Source organism: Bifidobacterium canis, from assembly GCF_009727065.1.
Lineage (GTDB): Bacteria > Actinomycetota > Actinomycetes > Actinomycetales > Bifidobacteriaceae > Bifidobacterium > Bifidobacterium canis.
The window spans coordinates 1-21,941 of sequence record NZ_WNLP01000014.1 but is presented as its reverse complement, the minus strand read 5'-3'; the positions used below and the strand labels follow the sequence as shown (position 1 = coordinate 21,941).

Sequence of the window (21,941 nt, the reverse complement as noted above, 5' to 3'; positions counted from 1 at the left end):
GCCAACACCACCCGAACCACACCCACGAACCAAACCACGAAAACGACAACAAGAAGCACCCCACCACCGGGAACGCGGCACACACCGCGGAATCGACAACGAGGGACACCCTCCATCGCCAAAACCGCGACGGTCACCGCGAAACAGACAACGAGGCCCCTGTCGGCACGACCGCGGGCAAAACCGCGGAAACGACAACGAAGACCGGCGCCCACCGCCAATTCCGCGGCAGGAAACACAAAACCGACAACGAAGAATCCTCTCCATCGCCAACACCGCGGAACACACCACGAAACAGGCGACAAGGAAGCAAAACGCAACACCCCAGCAGCACCGCCCATCGACGATCCACCCACCCAGACAAAGCCATCCCACCGGCCAGAACACAAAACCAACCTCACCCCAAGCAGACCGTCTCGGAGAACCGCCATGCAATGCCACTCCCCGAAACCGGCAACATAGCCCTTAAACGGTTCCACACCCCACCAGCAAAATGGGGCGCAAAACATCATGTAGCACACTGCTCACGCAGCCCGACACACGAGCAGACTTGCCATTGTCGGGCAGGTGCAGTAAGTTGTTACTCGCTTCGGGCGGTTGGCGCAGAGGTAGCGCACTTCCCTGACACGGAAGGGGTCACAAGTTCGAATCTTGTATCGCCCACGAAGCTGAGCAATCAGCCTTTGCGGACATAGCTTAGTTGGTAAAGCGCGACCTTGCCAAGGTCGAGACCGCGGGTCCGAGTCCCGTTGTCCGCTCCATTCAAAAGCTCCTTCGGGAGCTTTTTTCATATGTGCAATCAAAAAACTGCGAATTCCATGCCAACGTCAATCGCACAAAATGTGTTCAAGAATCTAAGATTATTCATTTAGTTGGTCAGAAATATCAATCAAATCATTGTTTGTGGGGCACAATCATCAGAATTGAAATAACCCGACTCCTGTTTGTAAGTTTTACCTAATGAAGCTAACGTCAAAAAGCATTCAAGAAGTCTTCAGACTGTGCACGAAGAGGAATGGTGAACCTTCGATCATCGATCATCAATACACGTTTGCGGAGCTTATCAATCTCAATATCCCCAGACTCAATCAGCGACGTAACATAGCGGCGATCTTTTTCTTCAAGCCGAGTAAGTTTTGCCGCGCACAAATCATATGGGTCTAGGCAGTAGACGCGAGTCTTTGTTTTCAGTTGCGGCACACGAATCTCAATCAACCGTTGTTGCCATCCTGTCGGAAGAATTGCAGTATTTGCTTCTACCCCCTGCGCATACACGCTAAACGAATCATGGAAGCGAGTTTCTTCCCCAATGTTGGCTTCAACCCAATCCGCAAACTCCTGCGCGGGAACATCAAAAGCATACTCATCCACAGGCACTGGCATAAAAGCCACATCCATCTCCACAGATGACGTTGTGTCTGCAGGCAGATATTCTTCACTCCAAGAACCAAGAATGGACTGCGACCCAATCACCAGAATACGCGTTGGCTCAGCATCCACATCGATGCCACGCCAAGCACGCTGTGTCTCTACTATCTCAGCGGACGCTCGCAACAGATGATAGAACTGTTCTCTGTTCACTGCGCGACTCCTTGATAATGCGTAGATTGTCTTCCGGCTTCAAAATACCCGCGAACGGAGTGTTCTGCCGCATATTAATCCCATACGAAGTCGTGTCCAACGCCACAGCACGAAGATGCGACGGATCCGGATCCATCAAAGCACGTTCCCAATCATCAACCAAACCGTTGTAATACGAACCGCTCAGATTCGCTCGCAAACTCGGCAAATGATCTAATCCGTTGCGACGTATCTCATCAATCGGATACTTGGAAAACAGGCAATCCATGCGCAACCACTGCCGGTACTCCTCGATACTGCGAAAATCTTGAATGCTCGCCATGGCGCCCTTCTTTCGTTCCTCACATCATTGTAACAACAGATCAGCAGATCATCGCATGGGAATATGGCAGAATTCCGGCACTTTGTACCACTTCACCGGGTAGCCGGCACCGTGCGCGCAGAACACCGAGTCGGGGGTGTTGTCGAGATCCGCCTCGGGATCATAATTCGCATATTCCGCAGAACTCAGCACTTCGTCGGTGTTGTGGCAGTCACGGTAGCCGTCGAATACCAAGCTGATTCGCCCCTCGCCGTGAGAGTAGGCGTTCACGTCCATTGCGTAGTCGCGCATCTCGCTCACCGGTGCGACGCCCTCGATCACTGCATATGTGCCGTCCGTCGTCTGAGATTCGCACACTCCGCTCATGCGCTGCACGTCGCTCATGGCGCGGCCGATCATCTCTTGCGGCAGTTCCAAACGGAACCGATACCACGGCTCGAGCAGTCTGCAATTGCCAACCCCGCGAATGCGCGCGCCCTCGGCACTCCCCTCGCCCGCGCTGTCGTGCGAATCGTCGCGCGAACTCGAGCTCGCGCGCACGCTGCTCTCGCTCGCGGAATCCGCGCTTTGCGCAAACCGTTCCGCCACATCAAGTGGCGTCGCAGACGTAGGCACGCCAGCGCGCGACTCCATGAGTCCCATGCGAATCGCGCGATATGTCGCCTGCCTGAAATCGCCGCCTTCAGTGTGCTTGAGATGCCCGCGTCCGGCGATCAGAGTAATCCTCACGTCGGTGAGCGGCGCGCCGATCAACACGCCGAGGTGTTCGCGTTCCTTACAATGCTGCAGAATCAACCGCTGCCAATTGCGATCCAGCTCGTCGACACTCACCGTGGACGCGAACTCCATGCCCGCCCCGCGCGGCAGTGGCTCGAGCAGCACGTGCACTTCCGCATAATGACGCAGCGGCTCGAAGTGCCCGACGCCCTCCACCGGCGCGGTAATCGTCTCTTTGTAGAGAATCGAGCCCTGCCCAAACGAAACGTTCAGATTGAACCGCGAGCGCATAAGCGACTCGATTATTTCGAGCTGCACCGCGCCCATCAACTGCACGTGCACTTCCTGCAGACGCTCCTGCCAGACCACGTGCAACAGCGGATCCTCGTCTTCCAATTCGCGCAATGCCAGCAAACACTTGTGAATATCGCACTCGCCGGGCAGCAGCGTGTAGGTGAGCACCGGCTGCAGAATCGGCGCGGCGGAGTCTTGCGCGCAGCCAAGTCCTTCACCGGGGAACGTGAGCTGCGGACCGGTCACCGCGCAGACACTGCCTGCCGGAACCGCCTCCACCGTGCTGCTTTTCGCGCCCGAATACACGCGTACTTGATCGACTTTCTCAGCCTCGTCGCCTTCGCCGAGCAGCATTTTCGCACGCAGCTCACCACCACAAACTTTGAGCCATGTCAAGCGGTTGCCTTGCGTGTCGTGCGAGATTTTGAATACGCGCGCGCCGAACTTTTTGGATATTCAGGTTCCACAGTGAACTTCTCGAATCCGGTGATGAACTCGCGTATTCCCTCCATTTTGAGCGCAGATCCGAAATACACGGGAAACACGAGTCGCTGGGAGATCAGCTGGCGAGTGGTTGTCAAGTCCACCACGCCGTTCTCTAAAAATTGGTTCATCGCGTCTTCACTCTGCAACGCGATCGTTTCAATGGTTTGCTCGTCTGTGAACGAGTCGTTAGTTTCTGTGAAATCCACGCAACTGTCGGCGAAGCGCTCCTGTAGCTGCGCAAGCATGCGCGCACGGCTCGCGTCCGGCATATCCATTTTGTTGACGAAGATGAACGTGGGCACTTGGTACTGTTTGAGCAGTCGCCACAACGTTTGCGTGTGACCTTGGATGCCGTCCGCCGCACTGACCACCAAAATCGCATAGTCGAGCACTTGCAGAGTTCGCTCGGTCTCCGCGGAAAATCGACGTGACCTGGTGTGTCAAGCAGCGTGATCTGCGTGTCGCTTGTGTTGATTACCGCAGGCTCGGTGAAAATTGTGATTCCACGCGCGCGTTCTAGCTCGTCGGTGTCGAGGAATGAGTCGCCGTGATCGACGCGGCCGAGTTTGCGCGTCTGACCCGTCGCGTAGAGCAGCGCCTCCGACAGCGTTGTTTTGCCCGCGTCGACGTGCGCCACGATTCCGGTTACGATCCGCTTCATCCGCGCTCCTGCTTTGTTGCGTTTTGTGTGTTTTTGCTTGTATCTGTACTTATGCTAGCGCCCGGCGAATATGTGCGCGCGAGCACTCCCCATTCCGGAGAATTATTCCCCCAGTCAGGAGTGGGTTAGCCACACAAATATCCATTCCGGAGAATTATTCTCCCATGTAGGCCCGGCTCAGCATTACGAACATACCGCGTGGAGAATTATTCTCTCAATCGGAGCACGCCAACTTAGAGAATAATTCTCCGGAATGGATGTTCGTAATGATGAACTGACTCTGAAACCGCTATGAGAGCATGATGCCACGCCAGCGTATCGGCAAATCCGCGGCACGTTATGTCTAATTGGAAAACCGCGCGCTAGTTGGAAAATACGTCAGTTTTTCGCCATAAATGTGACGTATTTTCCAAATAGCGCGCGTAGTTTCCAAGTAGAGTGACGGATTCTCCAAATAGAGCGCGCAATTTACAAATAGACATAACGTACCATCGTCCAGAGCAGGCAGGCAAACCGAGAAACAGCATCAAGAGACCCAAATGCGCACGCTTGGGAGAATTATTCTCCGCTCAGAATGTTCGTAATGCGCAGCAGGAGCTCACTTAGAGAATGATTCTCCGGAATGGATGTTTGTAAGGGCTCGGACGCTGGCAACGCAGGAGCTAGGAGGATGAGTTGGAGGCAACACAGCCACAGCTGGGCTAGGCGGCTGGGTCGGGAGCAACAAGGCTTATGGCAGAGGTAGGGCAGAGTCGGAGGCAACAAGGCCTACGAAGGCGGGGCTAGGCGGCCCTAAATGGGAGAATTATTCCCTCATAAGGATATTCGTGTGAGTGACACACCACTGACTTAGAGAATAATTCTCCGCAGGGGATGTTCGTAATGATAAACAGGAGCTCACTTAGAGAATAATTCTCCGGAATGGATGTTTGTAAGGCTAGGCGGATGGGTCGGGAGCACGATGCTTCAAGCGGCGGGAGAGGTTTTCGCGGGAGCGGCGCACCGGCGGAAGCAGGCGGTAGGCCATGAAAGCAACAACGCCGGCAAGAGCCGCAGCCATGATGGAGCGGCGCAGAATACGCGCCATATCCTTGCCCGCATTCTCCGGCGCAGGCGCGGGCACCGGCATCGAGACTCGCGTACCTGAAACGAGCAGTCGCTGCGTGTTGATGCCGTATGGCGTGCAGGTCATCAGCGTGAGGCGGTCTTCGCCAGGCACGATGCGCAACTGCGACGTGTCGGTCGGCTCGATCACCGTGATGCGGTCGACGCGATATGCCAGCGTGCGCCCGAACACTTTCTCATACATGAAGTCACCTACGCGCATCTCGTCGAGTCGCGTGAACATCAGCGCGTCGACGAGTCCGCGATGCCCGGTCAGCACTGTGTGCGTGGAGTTGCCCGCCTCGCCTCCCGCGCCGGTCGGCAGTGACGTGCCATACAAATGCCCCGACCCGCTGTCGAGCGTCGACTTCGACGTGCCGTGGCGAATCGGCAGATTCACCGAGATCTTCGGGATCACGACCGAACCGATCAGTCCGTCGCCCGCGTTGAGCAGACTCATATATTCGCTGTCGCGGTCAGACCTCACATCTTCGCTCTGCTTGCTCTGCTCACCCGCAGACCCAGACCCCGCAGAAGACCCCGCAGAAGACCCCGTGGAAGCGAACGGATCATACGTCTCCCCCAGCGTCGGCTGCCCGCTCGCCGCGAGCTTCGCATTGTATCGTTCCGCCGCCTTGAGCGCTTCCTCGGCTTTCGGGTACGGCCAGTCAGCGACCACGCTTTCCATATTCTGCACTTCGTTTGCCGAGTCGAGGTCAGACTTCCACTGCAGCAGCCACGGCACACCGAGCGCCGACGCCGAGCACAGCGCGAACACGAGCGCAAACACCGTCAAGATACGCGACTCACACAGCGCTTTGCGTTTACGCGCTTCGTATTGCAGCGTCTGCTCGTCTTGCCCCATCACCCACTGCCAGGTTTTCGCCGCGCGCGGTGGCGCCGGCACACGCGTCTTCGCGGCGCGACGTTTCTTACCGAGCATGGCGTTCCTTTCTATCTCACGCAGATGGTGGCACAAAACAGTGCGAATAGAAGAATTATTAATTACTAGAAAATTAAAGAAAATTACTGATTATATAGACCCAACTGACTCATATACATTGGTCGAAAGGTACAAAGAACAATTGCAAAAGTGTGAGGCGGTATGAGAAAGTGGGGCTTCGCGAAGGCGAAGCCCCACTGACCTTACCTAGTGGAGAAAACAGCAAGCGGAGCAGTCAAGGGAGTCCCCGCCTGCCGCGAGATGTTCTCTAAGGAAGCTCAGATGCTGGAGCGCACACGGCGTGCACGCACGATCAGCAGTGCGGCACCAGCCGCAGCGATGATCGCGAAGATCGCGAGCAGACGCATACCGGTCGCACCGGTGAGCGGCAGCTCGGTGAAGTTCTTCGCGTTCTTGACGTTGATCACGCCGAACGACGCGCTGTTGCCCGACGCCGCAACTTCAACGTGACCGTTGATGTCGTTGTGCAGAACCAGCTTCTCACCCTTGGTGGCAACCGTCTGATCGCCCCAGTGGATGCCACTCATGCCTTCGAAGTGGTCGGCGCTACCGCTGTAGAGCGGAGTCGTGGCGGCGGTGGAGCGGTCGGAGTCGTAGTCCACCTGAATGCTGACTGTGAAGTCGATGCCCTGAGTCGAAGCGCTCATGTAGCCGTTGCCAGCCTTGGTCTCCTTGACCTCGTACTGACCGGCCTTGAGGCCCTTGACCTCGAGGTTGCCCTGTGCGTCGGTGGTGAAGGTCTTGGCTTCGTTCTCGTCAGACGTGTATTCCCAGTTACCCTCGGCGTCCTGGCCCTTGAGCCACTTGCCGGAGTTCGGGTTCGTAGGCGCGTTCGGCTGGTTCGCCAAATACTCTGCCTTGATCTTGAACTCGACGCCCGGAATGGCGGTCGTGCCGTCCATGGCGGTCTTGTGCACGTTGAGCTTGAAGGTGTAGACCTCGACTTCGCCGCCGGTGACAGGCGTCATCTGGCTTTCGTCAGACGGATTGTTCGAGAACTCGAGCTCCACCTTGTTCGGGTTGCCCTGTGGCGCGCCCGGCGTGGAGACGAGGGCGTTCTTGTTGAGCGTCGTGTTGATGATCACGACCACTTTCTCGCCTGCTAGAATCTCTTCGCTGGACGATGCGAGCGATGAACCCGCTGCCTTGTTCACATATTTCTTAAGGTCGATGCGCACAATAGTTCCGCCGTCGTAGCGCGAACCGGAAGTGGCGGTGGTCGCGGCAGCAGTGGTGACGTCGTAATCGGTGCCGTTGTTCAGCGTGCGGTCGAGCGTCCACGTGGTCGAGCCATCGGCGTTCTTGGTGCTCTTGTAGAGCTGCACGTATTCGACGCCCTTGTAGGTCAGGCCGGCGCTCATCGTGTCGGTGATCGCGTACTGGCGCGTCTTCTTCGCATCCTGCAGCGTCGGGTCGATCTGGTGGTTGGTGAAGTCCGGTGTCTTCGACATCAGCTGGTAGTCCACTTCATCGCCGAACCCATAGGCTGGGTTGTCTTGCGAGAAGTATGCGCCGTCGTCGTCGCTCGTCGCCTGCTTCGTCTTGTTCTTGGTCACGACCTGCTTGAAGATCGGCAGAGTCGATGCCTTGAGCTCAATCTCGCCGAGCGGCGCGTCCGCACCGTTGCTCGTGTATTTGGTGACGTTGCCGATGGTGGATGAAACGATGATCGCATCGGAGGCTGTGTCGCCGCTGTTGGTGCCCGACAGGTTCGCAGTGGTGTCTGCGAGCAGGTAGTAGCCCGCGCTCACCTGGTTGTCGGTGTTCGTTTTCAGACCGGTCTTGGTCGGTGCCACGTTGCTCGCTTGCAGGCGTGCTTTGAGTGCCTTGGCGAACTGTGCCATCTGCGAGCTCTTGCTTGCAAATGTGGCTGCCGCGTAGCCGATTGGATTATTACGCCCGTTCTCGGCATACACCGAGTTCGTGTAGTTCGTGCCCTCGCCCATGTCGTTCAGTGCTTGGGTTGCGGATGAGAACACTGCTGGCTCGGTGGTGACGTCGAACGACGTGAGCTTGTTGCCATCCGCCTTCGCGTTCGAATATGACGCGAGCTTGTAGGCGTTGAACGTGTGCTCGACGCCGGAGTCGCTGGTCACACGGATGATTCCCTGCGTGTTCGCGTCGATGTTGAGGTCGGTTTCGGCTGCGTTCGCGCTGACGCCGACGAGTGCGCCGGTGAGCGCGAGGGCAATGCTGCCGCCCGCTGCGATGATTCTACGTTTGAGACTCATCTGGTTCTCTCCTTCTTGTATTTCTCTTTTTGTACGTCTGTAGTAGATTTTTGCTGGTTTTTGTGCATTCTTTATACCGGTCTCAACAAGTAGGTAGATACCAGGCCAGTCCACACTACTGTCGCTGACAGCTGTCACGTTATTGACGCCGTCCTTAGTAACTATTGCGAGATCGGTAACATCATCAATCGCAACATGATTTGCATCGTCAGGATTACTGCTACGATATGTGCTATCCGTTGCCCTATTTAGTACATCGGCGTCAGTACCTGTGTTCCAAGTAGTCCACACAGAGTCACTATTTATCTTCGATCCATGAATATGAAGTAGATGCCACTCTGACGTATCTGACGTAGCTAATGATTGCACAGGAACTGAGTATTGTGCATCGATAGCAGCGTTGTAACCGGAATCGATCTCATCTTTTGCGTCGTCGTATGTGCGCAGATTATTATTCTTCATAAACTGCACACGAAAAGCACTCAATTGCGTGACATTTTTATCTAAGGTTCTCTGCGCCCAATTCATCAATGATATCTTCTGGGTATCAGAAACCTCATTATTTAAAGCATCATCATCGTTTTCTTGAAAAATGACACTTTGGTATCAGCAACAGTAACCTCACTGGAACCAATAACCGCGTTCGCAGGTGCCGCGACAAACAAAGTCACCAATGCTGTGAACATGGCAACAAGCACAAAGCACGCCTTTTTAACCGCACTCTTATCACCTGCGGGCTGCTCTTCTCCCTCTATGTCGAGCCAGCGCTCTGTGCTACGCTCTCTCATCCCACAGGCCTTCCAAAATCTTCTCTATTTATGCAAATCAGATAACACCGTCGCTCTTCTCCACGGAGTATCTCACTCTTTAAAAACACTTCAATATAAGGTCCGAAAAAGGTTTGGAGCATTCACAGATGCACGATCAGTCAATCTGAAATCATGATTGGTCGTAAACGCTTGGCCATAGTGACGTGCCAAGTTAGCCAGTGCGCAAAATAACTAGGCATTAGCGGTCTGTGAGTATTATTCTTGTTCTCAAATGGCAAATCCTAACCATGCAATGTAAAAATACAAGTGCAATTAGTTTAGGAATAGCGCAGCAGAGAAAGTAACGGACATGCGAATACGACTGGCGATAGTTGAAGACGACGCACTGTTTTGCAATCAGGCAGTTGAGTTCGTGCGTCGCTTCGAACAGGAGTCGGGCGACGAATTCGACGTAGACACGTTCCCGTCATCGATCACGTTCCTCAAAGATTTCAATGCGGGCTACGACATCATTCTGCTCGATATTCTTATGCCGGGCATGAGCGGGTTCCAAGCAGCCGAGCAGATTCGCAAATTCGATCAGAACAGCGTGATCATGTTCATCACATCCACCCCGCAGTATGCGATCAAGGGGTATTCGGTCAACGCGCTCTCCTATATATTGAAGCCACTCTCGTGGCCCACGTTCGAAGCGGAGTTCACGCGAGCGGTCGAAGCGGTGAAGCGCAATGTGCGGCCGATGATCACGTTGCAGTCCGGCGCCACCTACTACCAAGTGCCACTCGATGAGATCAGCTACATAGAGTCACGTCAGCACAGAATCACCGTGCACACCGACGACAACGACATCAATGTGACGTCAACACTGCTCGCATTCGAGGAGAAGCTGGAACCGCGCGGATTCTTCCGCATCAATTCGTATTATCTCGTCAACATGTCGCGCGTGAAAGCAGTGGAAGGGCAGAACTGCATTCTCGACACCAACGCCGAGCTGAAGATCAGCCGCGCACGCAAGAAAGGATTCACCGAAGCGCTCACGCAGCAGCTCGGCGGCACACTCACCGACCCGGAGGTGCTGAAAGAACCGATCAGCTTGCCGTAAGTCAAGTATTACTAAGTGTGACTGCTGTTTGAGAGTGAACCTTATACCTTTATATAGTGCATATATAGTGCAGTATTGCAGAGCGCGGTATTGCACAGTATAGCGGAAAAGTGAGGCGCTGATATGCTGCTCGATCTGATATCGAAGAACGTCGTGCCCATTTTCGCGTGGATGTCGCTGCTCACGTATTTCTGCTGCATAGCGCACCCGTCGGCGTTCTGGAAGCAAGTGGTGTCGAGCACCGTGTCTCTGCCGGTGTTCATGCTGGTGTGCGCGCCGTTCCGCACGATGCCTTACAGCGAGCACTTCCCCGTGCAAACCATCATCGTGTTCGTGATCGGGTTCCTGTTCCTGCAATTCGGCACGGGGTGGAGCCTGAAAGCCAACCTCTACCTCGCCACACACGTGTTCATGTGGACGCAGGTGACGCTCGCGCTCTCGTACGCACTCGTGTTCTCAACGATGACGGATCACCTCGGCGACTCGAAGATGAGCGCCATGGTGGTGATCTGCATTGGCGTGGTGCTCAACGTGATCGGCATCATCATCGAAGGCGTCGCGTTCAACGGCAACACGCTCATGCGCGTGACCTGGTATTCCATCCTCATCGCATACGCACTGACCATTCTGGGCTGCGTCGTGGCGAACCTGACCACCAAAACCTCACTCGAACTCTTCTCGGAGGTTGATCCCTCCACATTCGCGTCGATGCGGCAGGCGTTCTATTTGCGCACGCTCACACTGCTGTTCGCCGGGTCGCTGCTCTATTTGGAGCAGATCTACCGCCGCAACATCGCGCTGGGGCGCATCAGCCGCAACCTCGAATCGGTGGCGTCGAACCAGTCGCAGGAATACCAGCGCTCACACGAGAACCTTGAGGAGATCCACCGCCTGTCGCACGACATGAAGCATTACTTGATGGTGCTCTCGCAGCCGGCGCCCACTTCGCCGGCGAATATGGCGGCTGCGGGCGGGGTCGCGGAAGGCGACGTGAGTGGTGCCGGAGCTGGAGCTACTGGTGCTGGCGGGGCTGGTGCGCGCACGTTGCTCACCGAGGAGGAGCGTGCGCAGTTGCTTGAGCAGTTGCGCACGGCGGTCGACAACACGTCGGCATTGCAACTCTCCGGCAACGCGGTGCTCGACGCGATCATCAACGAAAAGCGAGATCTGTGCGCGAAACTGGGCGTGCATCTCGTGGTGATGGCAGACGGTACGGCGTTGTCGCGTCTGCAAACGCTCGATCTCACGTCGCTCGTCGGCAATCTGCTCGACAACGCCATCGAAGCGTGCTCGAAGCTGCCGAACGAGGGGCAGCGCATCATTCACTTCGATGTGCGCCGCAAGAACGGGTTCGCTGTGCTGCATGTAGACAATTGCTTCGATCCGTCGACTCTGCACCGCGATTCTGACGGCAACCTCGAGACGAGCAAAACGGAGGATGTCGAGAATCACGGGCACGGCGTGCGATCCATCAAGGTCATCGCGCAGAAATATGACGGCAACGCCACGCCATCGGTCGACCGCAAGCACAATGTGTTCAATATGAATGTGATCATTCCGCTCAAAGACACCAATGTGCCCGACCGCCCGAACATGGTCGCCGGCTACTAAAATCAGAAGGGGCCGGCGTGGAGGGTGTAGAAGATTCCGCAGATTCCCACGACAATGATCAGCGCGAAGAGCACCCAGCCTGGGCGCGAAAGCAGCTCGCACACCTTGATGCCGGGATTGTGCTGGAATCTGGCGATAATGAATATCGGCAAGCCAATCGCGAAGATCACGCACGCGATCATCAGATACTGCAAACCGGCGGATTCGACGAGGAACAGCGCGAACAGCACGCTCACTACGCCTGTCACGATCGCGTGCGTGCGCGATATGCCGCGCGTTTTCCACAGGTCACGCTCGCGGAATGCGATCTTGCATAAATACAGGCAGCACAGCAGGTAGCACGGCATCGACATCACCGAAGTGATGGAAATCATCACGTTCCACGCGTCACCTTGCACGAAATAGCACGCGATGAACAGCGCCTGGCACACGAGCGCGGACCAGAGCAGACCAGTGGTGGGCGCGCCATGCTTGTTCGTGCGCAGGCACACGCGAGGGAAGATGCCGTCGCGCGCGGCGTAGAGCGGCATCTGGCTGATCATGATGAGCCAGACGAGCCACGAGAACAGCACGGAGACGATCACGCCAATATTGACCATCACCTCTCCCCATGTGCCGAAACTGCGCTGCATGATCACCGACATAGACGGGTTGCTCATACCGCCGATGTCTTGCTCGCTGTACACGCCGAGCGGAAGCAGCGAGACGAGCACATAGAGCACAAGTACCGTGGTGAAGCCGGCGGTGGTGGCGCGCGACACGTCTTTCGGGCTGCGCGCGGAGCCGGAAAGCACGACCGCGCCTTCCATGCCGATGAACAGCCAGAGCGTGACGAGCATGCTGTTGCTCACTTGTGAGCCGACGCCGGAGAAGCTGAATTTCAACGGTTCGCCGGAGCTCGCTGTTCCCCAGAACGCGTGCACGAACGTGGCGCCTTTGAAAATGGTGAGCAGGGCGACAATGAACACGAGTACCGGCACGATTTTGCAGATAGTGCCCACGACGTTGATCGTCGCGCCCGTTTTTATGCCGAACTTCGCGATGATATACATGATCCAGAGGATCACGGACGCGCCGATCACCGACGCCAGATTATTACCGCTCTCGAACGAGCCGGGGAAGAAGATGTTGAGCGTCGACATCACGAGCACGCCATACGCGATGATCGAGAAACAGTTGCAGATCCAGTACCCGTATGCCACGAGGAAGCCGATGAATCTGCCGAAACCGCGCTCCGCGTATGTGTAGAGGCCGTCTGAGAGCTCAGGTTTCGCGGCGGTGAGTAGGCGGAACATGTCGACGATGAACCACATGCCCACGCCGGTGATGAGCCACGCGATCAACTGTGCACCGGGCGCCGCGTATTGCGCCATGTTCTGCGGCAAACTGAACACGCCACCGCCCACCATAGCGGAGACTACGAGCGCGTAGAGTCCGACGAAGCCGACGCGTCCGCGCGCGTTCGCGTTACCTTCTGCCACCGCCGAGCCCTGCGCTGAAGTCACGTCGGTTGCTGCGCCGCCGCTTGCCGTGCCCGTTACGTTGCCTGTTTTTGCTGCCACCGTCGACCTCTTCCTCCGCTGTACCACCCGCCATCTTAAAACTGACCCATTATATAGGTGCCACAAAATAGTAAACAAACTTTAGTAATTTGCCTAGTTTGCATGTTCGCCTATCGTGGCATCTCGCCAGCGTGCGGGCACACAGCTGCTATTGTGGAGCCCATGATCAGTCGTCAAGGAATTTTGCAGGCATGTTGTTGCCGCGCGATTGATTTGTCGTGCCTGTGTAAGTGACATCTGCAGCGCAAGAACGCGCGCATTCGCAACGCAGCACTCCCCCACTGGCACAATCTCAGTTCTCTCTATTTTGCACACGAGCGAGCAAACGCGAGCGCAGTAAACAGTACTATCTACCAAAATTTACTGCACACAAACAGCACGCACACTGCACACCCCGCGCACCTGCTCGCCGAACAATATCCGCTGGATTCCACTGAACTCGCTACGCAAGCGGCAAATTGCGCGGCGAGCGCATGAATCTCACGCGAAAAGATCTATTGTGGAACTGGGATAGACGGCAAATCCGCGCACACAAGAACGCGCATATGCAAAACGTACGTAAGAGAAAAGAAAGCATTATGAAGAAGAATCGCAGTAACTTGGGTAAGCGAGCCGTGGCGCTCGTCGCCGGCATCGCAGCCATCGGCATGGCGCTCGCCGGATGCGGCGCCGGCAGCTCGAGCAGTTCGAGCACCGCGGACTCCACCACCGAAACTATTTCAGTGAACAATGTCGAGCCTGCCGCCAATCTGTTGCCGGGCAATACCGACGATATGGCGGGTTGGAAGGTCGTGACGCAGCTGTTCGAGGGACTCGTCACGTTCTCAGACAAGGGCGAGCTCGTCTACGCGGACGCGAAGTCCATCACACCGAACTCGGACGCCTCGCAATACACGGTTGTGCTACGCGACGGTTTGCAGTTCTCGGACGGTGAGAAAATCACCGCGAACACGTATGCGAAGGCGTGGTCTTTCGCCGCCAATGCAGCGAACGGGCAGCTCGGCGCCTCGATTTTCTCCACTATCAAGGGATACGACGAGTTGCAGAAGAGCGGCGTAGATAAGAACGCGCAGCTCTCCGGAGTAAAGGTGGTCGATGACAAGACTCTGCAGGTGACGCTTAACGCGCCGGATTCTTCGTTCCCATACAAGGTGGGCGACGTGGCGTTCCTGCCGATCGCCGAAAGCGCGTACTCCGACATCGACGCGTACGGAGAGAAGCCGATCGGTAACGGGCCGTACGTGCTCGACTCGTGGAAGCACGACCAGAGCATTACTCTGAAGCCGAATTCGAAATACACCGGACCTCGCAAAGTGAAGAACGGCGGCATCAACTTCGTGCTCTACACCGACGTGCAAACCGCGTATGCCGACGTGGAGTCCGGAAATCTCGACGTGATCGATTCGATCCCCTCTTCCGCGCTGAAGACCTACCGTGACGATGACTCACTCCAGACGTTCAACCAGGCTGGCCCGGGCTTCAAGTCGTTCACCATTCCGCAGAAACTCGCCCATTTCCAAGGTGAGGAGGGGCGTTTGCGTCGCGCCGCAATCTCGCGCGCCGTGAACCGCGAGAGCATCATCAGCAAGGTGCTCTACGGCACCGCTACGAAAGCCACCGATTTCCTCGCGCCTACTATTGCCGGTTATTCCAAGGATCTCAAGGGTTCCAACGTGCTCGACTACAACACGAAGACCGCGCAGGAACTGTGGGCGCAGGCGAATAAGATCTCGCCGTGGAGTGGCACGTTCCGCATTGCCTACAGCACCGATTCCGGCAATCGCGAACTCGTTGAGGGCATCACGAACTCGATCAAGAACACGTTGAACATCGACGCGCAGCCCTACATTCTGCCCACGCAGAAGGAGCTGAGCAGCGCGATCCACGACCGCACGATCAACGCCGCCTTCCTGCAGGGCATGCAGTCTGACTACCCGTACCCTGAGGGCTACCTGATGCAGGCGTATGATTCCGCCTCCGCAGACGGCAAAGGACTCAACAACGGCGACTACAAGAGCTCCGCGTTCGACAAGTTCATCGACGATGCCGCTCGCCAGACCGACGAATCCAAGGCCATCGATTACTATCACCAGGCTGAGGAGCAGCTGTTCGCTGATCTGCCGGTGATTCCGCTGTGGTACGCGAACGTGACCGCTGCCGCCGGCAAGTCCGTGCATAACGTCGGCTTCAACTACATGGGCGTGCCGAAGTACTACGCCCTCACTAAGTAGTCTGCTCCTTGGCGCGTTATGTCTAATTGGAGAAAACGTCAGTCTATTTGGAGATTGCGCGCGCTAGTTGGAATCGACGCGCGCTAGTTGGAAAATACGTCAGTTTTTCGCCCAAAATGTGACGTATTTTCCAATTAGCGCGCTGTTTTTACAAATAGAGCGCGGATTTTCCAATTAGACATAACGTGCCAAGGGAATCAGAGCAGAAAACGATTGCTCCCGAATGACGGTGCGAGATATTTCTCTTACGAGGCGACATTATGGGAACATTCGGCAAGTACAATCGCCGGAAATCGTTGAAAAAACGTCACCAATATATGCGGAAATGCTCAGTAATGTCGCCTCGTAAGCGAGATGCCCACACCGACACCTGAAAACAGAAGAACAAACCGCAAGAATCAGGGCGCGCGGTGCTTGACGCGCATAAGCGGACGGGACTTATGCCAGAGCGCGAGCGCGGCGAACAGCACCGCTAGCGTGAGCGCGAACGCAGATAGCGCGATCCACAGCGCGTGGAGTTTCGCGTCATACTGGCTGTATGCGAACGCCGCCTGCGCGTCGGGCACTCGATCGGCGCTGACCAATAATCGGTGAGTATTCACGCCGACCGGCGTGCAGGTGACGAGCGTCACGATCGCGGAACCGTTGCCGTGCGCGTCGCGAATCTGCGTCAGCGCGCTCTCCATGTCGTTCGGGTCGATTGTGCGCGTGTTGAATACGCGATACGCCTGCCGCTCGCCGGCGACGTCGATGATGAATGTGTCGCCGTCTTTGAGCTCGCCGAGTCGAGTGAACAGCAGACCTTGGAATCCGCCGGAATGTGCGGCAATCACCGACTGCGTGCCATTCTGCCCGACTGGCAGCGCCGTGCCATACACATGACCCGCGCCACTGCTCAGCACCGACGACTGAGTGGTGTGCGAAACGGGCACGTCTACGGATATTTTCGGTATCAGCAGGCGCGCCATGCCTCCTTTGCCGTCGACGTTGAGCGTGTTCTGATACTCGGAATCCCGCCGTTCGAGCGCGTCGCCGTTCTCATCGGCGGTGTCTGCAAGAATGCGGCCGTTGAAATATTTCTTCAGATTATCGTTGTATTGGTAGGCTTTCTGCAGTTCCGCAGACTTGCGTTTCGGCGGCCACGACTCGCCCGCCGCGCTGATCTGCTGCGCCGCCTGCTGCTCGATCGAATTATTGTGAATGAGCGTCGCCATAACCCACACGAGCAGCGCGACGAGCACCACGTAGCACAGCCAGCCCAGCGTTGCAATGGCTGCCGTGAGCTTGTCGCCGCGCGTGATATCTTTGCGAATCTGCGGCGCCAACCAATCCGGCCAGTGCGGTTGTGGGGACTCGGCGTGCTGAGTTGCGCGCTGTGAATCAGCAGTGGGTGGTGTGTTCGCAGACATCAGCGCGCGCCTTTTCTGCCGCCGCGCACGCTCCACACAGCCGCCGCGAGCGCGAACATCAATGCGACGATCACGGCTGTGATCAGTCCCCAGTAAGTCGGCAAGCCAGTTTTTGGAAGCGTTGCCGGGCGATACACATAATTCGTGAATGTGGTGCTGCCGGAGACTTGGTATGAGCTGATGGCGAGCTGGCCGCTGCCGTCATCGGTTATCGTCACGGTGACGGTGACTTTGTGCGAGTCGTATTTGATCAAGTGGTCCTTGCCAGACGCCTCCCACACGAGCAGTTTGTAAGTGCCGGGCACTTTGTATGTCCAGCTGAGTGAAACCGAGCCGTCTGCCTTGTTTTCTCGCTGGTTTTCTGCAGGCAGCTCCCGTTGGCCTGCACTTCGCCGAGATTGAACTGGTACTGCCCCGCCTTGAGCGGGCGCACCTGCGTGTAGCCAGCCATGTTCTTGGTCAGCGAGACGTGCACGGTGACGGGATTCGCGTAATACTCGTTCATCACGGTGGCCACGGCAGCGGCGCCTTCCGGTATCGTGCCCTCCATGTTCTCCGAGCCGAGCGACGAGTAGCCTTCGGGCATCTCCTGCGTCACTGTGTAGGTGGCGTCGGCGGGCAGTCCGTCGATCACCGTGGTGTGCCAGCCGTACGCGGTAATCGTGGCGTTGCCCTGCGCGTCGAAGGTCACGGTGAAGCTGTTTTTCGTGCCGTCGGTTTTGCCAGTGGTGTTGCTGATCACTTCGCCGGAGAATGTGCCGGTCACCGGTTTGCCGAGCTTGTCGACCAAGTGAATATGCTCGGTGAACTCAGCTTTCCCGCCGTGCGGCACGTCATCCGAGTTCACGTTCTTGTACCAGAGGAATATTTTGACGCCCAGCATGCCGGTGGGATTCTGCCGCACGTAGACCGCCTGATTCGCGAACTGGCTGGGTTGCTGCGTCATCAGTGTGCTCAACGTGCTCAGCGAGAACGGGCCGGTGTATGTGCCGTGCACGCCGTTTGCGTTGAGCCACATGGTTTTCTGCTGCCACTGCTCCATTTCCTCTGTGTGACTCGACGCCCAGTCGGAGGGATTTTGGTCGGCGGGCGCGGCGGCTTCCAAATATGCCTTCATCAGCTGCTGCGTGCCGCTCGACGCGGGTGGCACGCCGATTTTCGTGATGTTCGGTATGCCTGTAAATATTCGCGTGTAGTTGCTCACATTGCTGCCGAGCCGGTCGAGACGCCAGTCTGCGAGCGCGGAGAAGTCCATGCTCGTTGAATCGGTGGTGTTGATGCCATTGAACAGCTGCGTCATGCTCACCACATTGCGCACGTTCCACGAGCCGAGCGCCGAGATGTCGTGCAGTGACGCGTCGCCTTCGAACACGGTGTTCATCCACTCGACTCGACTCGTGTCCCAGCTGCCGAGCGCGCTGATGTCAGAAAGTTTCAGGCAGTGCTCGAACATATTGCAGATGTTGTATGCACGACTCATCTGCCATGAGCCGATGCCGCGCTTAGTGTTTGCGTTGCTCAGCGTGGTGAGTTTCGTGCAATATGAGAACATGTATGCGAAATTTTCGACTTTGCCCACGTTCCAGCCGCCGAGCACAGAGATGTCAGCCAGATTTGAGCAATCATGAAACATGTCGGTCATGCCGGTCACATTCGCCACATTCCACCCACCGAGCGGGCTGATATCGGTCAGGCTCGAGCAACTACGGAACATTTCAGTCATGCTGGTTGCACTTGACACGTTCCAGTTGGCGAGCGCACTGACGTCGGCGAGTTTCGCGCAGTTCGAGAACACGCCATCCATGCCCCAGATTCCAGCGGTGTTCCAGCCACCGAGCGCGCTGACATCGGTGAGTTGTTCGCAATATTTGAACGCGTATTTGATGCTGCGCAGACGCGACGTGTCGAGATCTTTGAATGCGGAGATCTGCGTGAGCGCGAGATCGTTGTTGCACACGTTCTCAGCAGATTCCACATTGCTCCAGTCCCAGCCGCGCGCGCAGTGATGCTGCGCACATGGGTCAAGCCGTAGAACATGTATGACATGTTTTGCGGCGCATTTATCCTGTAGTCGATCGAGATTGCGGTGATATCGTTCGCATAGCTCGCCCACGGGGAAACTTGACCGCCCGTGTTCGCCTGATTGAGCGTCTGACCGTCTTGTGTGCCGATGTGCAGCACGCCGTTTTCTATATGCCACGGGCAGCCCCATGTGCCGCTCGCGGTGGTTTTGCTGGCGGTGGCGCTGGGTTGCTGCGTGCTGTTTTCTGAAGAATTATTTGAATTATTACTGCTCTGAGTATTCGCGGTTTCGTTGGAATCCGAAGCGTTATTCGACTGCGCGGCATCGTTACGTTGCGCGGTGTCGTTAGACCGCGCAGTGCCAGAAGTCTGCAAGGAGCTATCCGTGGAAGTATTCGCGGAGTCGAGCGTTTCCACCGCCTGCGCCGATGGAGTGAGCAGCATCGCACTTGTAAGCACGAGCGCGAGCGTGGCTGCGAACCGTCTCATATGCACCTATACCTGCAATTTCTGCGATTAATCAATATCTGAGTCGCGTGTAATCCACGCGAGAGAGAAAACAAAAGAGCGGCGGGAGGTTTATCCATTCCGGAGAATTATTCCCCCAAGAAATCGCCTGCAACTTAGAGAATAATTCTCCGCGGAGGATAATCGTGTGGATTAGAAGGCTCTCACTTAGAGAATTATTCTCCGGTGAGAATTATTCTCCCAATAAACCGGCTCCCACTTAGAGAATAATTCTCCGGAATGGATGTTTCTCCCGAAGGTACGCCACCTAAGGTACGCCACCGAAGGCGCACTCCCGAAGGAGGCGCCGCCGGATGCACGCAGACGGCAGCTAGGCGCGGCGGCGGATACGCGCCACGATCAGCAGCGCGCCACCGAGCACCGCGAGCACAATCACTGCGATCAGCACCGCGAGAATATGCCCGCCGGTCTGCGCGAAATCAGCAGGGTTCTTCGTGTTCTTGATGTAGATTTCGCTGCTCTGCACGTGCGTCGACGCGAACGTGCCGTTCTGCGCCTTGGCAGGAACGGCCACGGTCTGCCCGCTATCGCCTGCCATTGCTTGATCTCCCACGTTGAGGAAGTTCGCGTAATTACCGTGGATCCTGTGGAAATTCACCGAAACCAACGCATTGTTCGTGATGTTTGGCGTCACGGTGACGGTGAATTTGACCGCGTGACGGCTGTCGAGAATGTAGCCTTCCGGCGCCTCGGTTTCCAGGAACGTGTATGTGACCGGCGTCTTCGAGTCCGCCGCCAAGCCAGCGAGCGTCGCCTCACCGATCGTCACAGTGGATTCACTGCCGTTCGGATCGACCTGATACAGCGTCTGCCCGTTGCTCAACGTCGTCTTCGTGAACTTCAGCGCAGCCCCACCTTGCGGCGTGACGCTGAACTGTGCGCCGGTCAGCGCGGCAGTGCTGGTCGTGCCGTCGAACGGAATCTTCTTCAGCGGCGTGCGCGCGTCATAAAGCGGCATCGTGGACGCAACCGCGCCATTGCTCACGCTCTCGGAATCGTTGGCGTTGTTCGAGAATTTGGTCTGCACGGTCACGTAACTCGCGTCCGTCTGCAGATTCTGCACAGTACCGTTGATGGTCACACGCACAGTGGCGCCGCTCATCTTCGCGCTGTTCGGGTTCGCGAAGCTGATCGTCAGCGCGTTGTCGCTCGCGCCGGACTGCGGCAGCACCACCGAGTAATCAGTGCCGTTCGCAAGCGCAGTATATTTAGACTTTCCGAGCTCCTGCACTTCCACCGTGATCGAGTTGGCGTCAAGCGCGATATTGCTCGTTGGAGTCAGCGTCATCGAGTACTTCGGATTCTCCCAATACTGGTATTCCGCATAATTCGGAATGTTCGACGTCGCCTGGAACGTGCGCCGCGAACCGACGGTTGCCAGCGCGCCCTTGTTCGCGTCGGAGCTCGCGATATCGATCGAGTTGACCACTTGCTCGGCTTTCAGATTGATCTGCCCGAGCTTATACACAGCTTGCCCTCCGTGGAACTCCGTGTAAGCGACGTTGTTCACCGTGCACGGTGTGCCGGCGACCATTGCGCGCGCTGGAATCTGCGTGTTCAAACCGGTGGTGGTGTCGATGATCAAGTACACGCCCTGCCCGGAAGCCGCGGCGTCCACCGTGGCGGAGTTGCCGTCGTCTGCCACAGTGACCGGCGCAGTCTCAACGCCGGATGTCGTGCCCTTCAAGCTTTTCTCCGCGGCCTGCGCAAACACGCGCATCGTCTCGCTATTCACCGTCTTGTTGCCGTACTCATCGCCGCCGTTTCCGTAGAAATAGCTGGCGACGAACTGCATCGGCGTCATGGCGGCGGCGTCTCCGAGGAACGTCAGATCGCCGTTGTTCACCTGCGCGACGTCCGTGAGTTCGGAAGGGTACGCCTGCAGTGCAGAGATGATCCACGAATCGAGCATGGCGTCGGTTATGCCGGTCGCGTTCTTATAGTCGATACTCGTGATTTGCGCCGGATTTCCTGCAGTCTTCACGTTCGCGTAATTCGCGAGCTTATACGCGGTGAACTGGCAGTTCTTGAGCGTCGGCGCATACAAACTATTGCCATCTACCTTGCTCGGCGCGTTGATCGTGATGCTCGTCGCCGCGTTGTCTTCCGCATACGCGGGCGCGCTGAAACCGATGCCGAGCGCAGCGGTCGCCGCCGTCGTAGCGAAGGCAGTCAGCACGCCGCACACTTTTTCAACCAATTGGTGCTCATAATATTTTGGGTATCTAAATTAATTGGTGGGTTTTTGCTCTTTATCCACGCTTGACTATTTTCGATTCTCTCAATTTAAAGGTGGTTTTCGCTTGGTTTGACGGACTCACCCCTTGGCCGCAATGAGGTATAGTT

At 56.6% G+C, this 21,941-nt stretch carries 14 protein-coding genes, 2 tRNA genes and 1 pseudogene; 5 read left to right on the top strand and 12 right to left on the bottom strand.

The window, feature by feature from the left end:
- Positions 1-591 precede the first annotated feature (591 nt).
- Positions 592-663 (top strand) — tRNA-Val (locus tag GSD1FS_RS09210).
- 22 nt (positions 664-685) lie between these two features.
- A tRNA-Gly gene (locus tag GSD1FS_RS09205) sits at positions 686-761 on the top strand.
- 211 nt (positions 762-972) lie between these two features.
- On the opposite strand, the gene GSD1FS_RS09200 is transcribed toward GSD1FS_RS09205, so the two are convergent.
- The 7 genes and pseudogenes from GSD1FS_RS09200 to GSD1FS_RS09175 all read right to left on the bottom strand — a co-directional run bounded on the left by GSD1FS_RS09200 (position 973) and on the right by GSD1FS_RS09175 (position 9,148).
- Positions 973-1,581, bottom strand: coding sequence for a DUF6036 family nucleotidyltransferase (locus tag GSD1FS_RS09200; RefSeq protein ID WP_155589338.1), 609 nt, complete (start codon positions 1,579-1,581; stop codon positions 973-975).
- Positions 1,538-1,903 carry a hypothetical protein gene (locus GSD1FS_RS09195; protein ID WP_155589337.1) on the bottom strand — a complete coding sequence of 122 codons (366 nt, stop codon included), beginning with the start codon at positions 1,901-1,903 and terminating at the stop codon, positions 1,538-1,540. Before GSD1FS_RS09195 ends, GSD1FS_RS09200 begins: the two co-directional genes overlap by 44 nt.
- A 48-nt stretch (positions 1,904-1,951) precedes the next feature.
- Positions 1,952-3,310 carry a hypothetical protein gene (locus GSD1FS_RS10080; protein ID WP_425481789.1) on the bottom strand — a complete coding sequence of 453 codons (1,359 nt, stop codon included), beginning with the start codon at positions 3,308-3,310 and terminating at the stop codon, positions 1,952-1,954.
- Positions 3,307-4,061, bottom strand: a pseudogene (locus GSD1FS_RS10075) (GTP-binding protein). Before GSD1FS_RS10075 ends, GSD1FS_RS10080 begins: the two are co-directional and overlap by 4 nt.
- 937 nt (positions 4,062-4,998) lie before the next feature.
- Positions 4,999-6,108, bottom strand: coding sequence for a class C sortase (locus tag GSD1FS_RS09185; protein ID WP_246166203.1), 1,110 nt, complete (start codon positions 6,106-6,108; stop codon positions 4,999-5,001).
- Between the two features lie 278 nt (positions 6,109-6,386).
- Positions 6,387-8,360, bottom strand: a complete 1,974-nt coding sequence (locus GSD1FS_RS09180) for a SpaA isopeptide-forming pilin-related protein (protein WP_196425080.1) — start codon at positions 8,358-8,360, stop codon at positions 6,387-6,389.
- A 563-nt stretch (positions 8,361-8,923) separates the two neighbouring features.
- Positions 8,924-9,148 carry a hypothetical protein gene (locus GSD1FS_RS09175; protein WP_155589335.1) on the bottom strand — a complete coding sequence of 75 codons (225 nt, stop codon included), beginning with the start codon at positions 9,146-9,148 and terminating at the stop codon, positions 8,924-8,926.
- Positions 9,149-9,479: 331 nt separating this feature from the next.
- Here GSD1FS_RS09175 and GSD1FS_RS09170 point away from each other — a divergent pair, with 331 nt between their 5' ends.
- Together GSD1FS_RS09170 and GSD1FS_RS09165 are read left to right on the top strand one after the other, a co-directional pair.
- Complete coding sequence (locus tag GSD1FS_RS09170) at positions 9,480-10,232, top strand: LytR/AlgR family response regulator transcription factor (RefSeq protein ID WP_155589334.1); 753 nt, start codon at positions 9,480-9,482, stop codon at positions 10,230-10,232.
- Positions 10,233-10,355: 123 nt separating this feature from the next.
- Positions 10,356-11,843, top strand: coding sequence for a sensor histidine kinase (locus tag GSD1FS_RS09165; RefSeq protein ID WP_155589333.1), 1,488 nt, complete (start codon positions 10,356-10,358; stop codon positions 11,841-11,843).
- A gap of 2 nt (positions 11,844-11,845) precedes the next feature.
- Here GSD1FS_RS09165 and GSD1FS_RS09160 read toward each other — a convergent pair whose 3' ends face one another.
- The gene (locus GSD1FS_RS09160) at positions 11,846-13,405 is read right to left on the bottom strand and encodes a basic amino acid/polyamine antiporter (RefSeq protein WP_343030273.1); all 1,560 of its coding nucleotides are present in this window, start codon (positions 13,403-13,405) and stop codon (positions 11,846-11,848) included.
- A gap of 578 nt (positions 13,406-13,983) precedes the next feature.
- Between GSD1FS_RS09160 and GSD1FS_RS09155 the strand changes: the two genes are divergently transcribed.
- Positions 13,984-15,636 (top strand): peptide ABC transporter substrate-binding protein, encoded by a 1,653-nt coding sequence (locus GSD1FS_RS09155; protein WP_155589332.1) that lies wholly within the window; start codon positions 13,984-13,986, stop codon positions 15,634-15,636.
- 398 nt (positions 15,637-16,034) lie between these two features.
- Here the strand turns inward: GSD1FS_RS09155 and GSD1FS_RS09150 are convergent, their stop codons facing one another.
- From GSD1FS_RS09150 to GSD1FS_RS09135, 4 genes are all read right to left on the bottom strand, one after another.
- Complete coding sequence (locus tag GSD1FS_RS09150; RefSeq protein WP_155589331.1) at positions 16,035-17,045, bottom strand: class C sortase; 1,011 nt, start codon at positions 17,043-17,045, stop codon at positions 16,035-16,037.
- On the bottom strand, positions 17,045-17,326 hold the full coding sequence (locus GSD1FS_RS09545) for a Spy0128 family protein (RefSeq protein WP_196425079.1): 282 nt from the start codon (positions 17,324-17,326) through the stop codon (positions 17,045-17,047). Before GSD1FS_RS09545 ends, GSD1FS_RS09150 begins: the two co-directional genes overlap by 1 nt.
- Positions 17,296-19,257: a BspA family leucine-rich repeat surface protein gene (locus tag GSD1FS_RS09140; RefSeq protein ID WP_155589329.1), complete on the bottom strand. Its 1,962-nt coding sequence runs from the start codon at positions 19,255-19,257 to the stop codon at positions 17,296-17,298. The genes GSD1FS_RS09545 and GSD1FS_RS09140 overlap by 31 nt, the downstream gene beginning before the upstream one ends.
- 648 nt (positions 19,258-19,905) lie before the next feature.
- Entirely contained in the window at positions 19,906-21,774 is a 1,869-nt protein-coding gene (locus tag GSD1FS_RS09135; RefSeq protein WP_155589328.1) for a SpaA isopeptide-forming pilin-related protein, read from the bottom strand.
- Between the last annotated feature and the right edge of the window lie 167 nt (positions 21,775-21,941).